Here is a 959-nt window from a genome sequence, read left to right on the forward strand (position 1 = left end):
TTTAAATTGAATATAGAATAAAGTTTATAGCATTGATAAAATCATACACCTAAGCGCATTAATTTCTCTTGAATTGCATCACTCACAAATGCATTCAAAGAACTCTCCTCCGAAGCTAAAACAGCTTTGCGATGTAATTCAGGACTGATACGAACATTAAATGTTCCCTTGAATGGCTGATCAGGTTTCTTCCCTAATTCTGCACAAGAATCTAAATATCCATCTACCGATTCCTGAAAAGCTTGCTCAAGTGTTTTTAAGGTTTCAGCCTCATAAGTAATAAGATCTCGAATGAACGCCAATTTTCCAAACAACTCACCTGTTTCAAGGTCTGGTTCAATCGTCCCGAGATAACCTTTGTATTTAAAATAACTCATAAAAAACCCTCCTGCTTGAGTGCTTGCTTTACAGCTTTCAATGCCCCACCTTTGATTTCATTTTCAGGGTGAGGTCGATGCAGTAAAACCATGTGCTCGGTTTTGAGGTTTTGACATCCTCCCCCCCTTAAAAGAGGGTGATTCCTACAGCTAGACGCTTATGCCCAAGCGCAAGAATGTTTAAAGCTGAGTTTATATCTCGATCATGAGCTGTACCACAGCTCATGCACTCCCATTCTCTTATTCCAAGATCTGTCCTACCTTTGGGACTACTTGAGGTGATCTCACCGCAGCACGAACAGATTTGGGTGGTATAGGCTTCTTGGACTTCTTCAAACAATACGCCTGCGTTCTCGCATTTATACTTGAGCATTGTTTTTAGTGCCGAAAATCCTGCATCCAAAACAGATTTTGCCATTTTGGTTTTTACTAATTTTTTAGCACTCAAGTCACCTACAATAATCAATGCATTTTCATTCACAAGCTTGGTGCTTGCTTTATGCAAATGATCTTTTCGACTATTTGCAATCTTGGCGTGTAATGCACGAACACGCTTCTTATTCCTGGCTCTCTGAGCAATAC

2 protein-coding genes are annotated in these 959 nt (G+C 39.7%); both read right to left on the reverse strand.

All coding sequences use genetic code 11. The features are described from left to right. Positions 1-41: 41 nt before the first annotated feature. On the reverse strand, positions 42-377 hold the full coding sequence (locus VF675_RS13670; protein ID WP_004974672.1) for a type II toxin-antitoxin system HicB family antitoxin: 336 nt from the start codon (positions 375-377) through the stop codon (positions 42-44). A 127-nt stretch (positions 378-504) separates the two neighbouring features. Beyond that, the coding region (locus tag VF675_RS13675) for an RNA-guided endonuclease InsQ/TnpB family protein (protein WP_440205384.1) at positions 505-959 on the reverse strand (455 nt) is incomplete at its 5' end.

It is taken from the genome of Acinetobacter sp. Lyrl_1 (assembly GCF_051948795.1).
Lineage (GTDB): Bacteria > Pseudomonadota > Gammaproteobacteria > Pseudomonadales > Moraxellaceae > Acinetobacter > Acinetobacter towneri.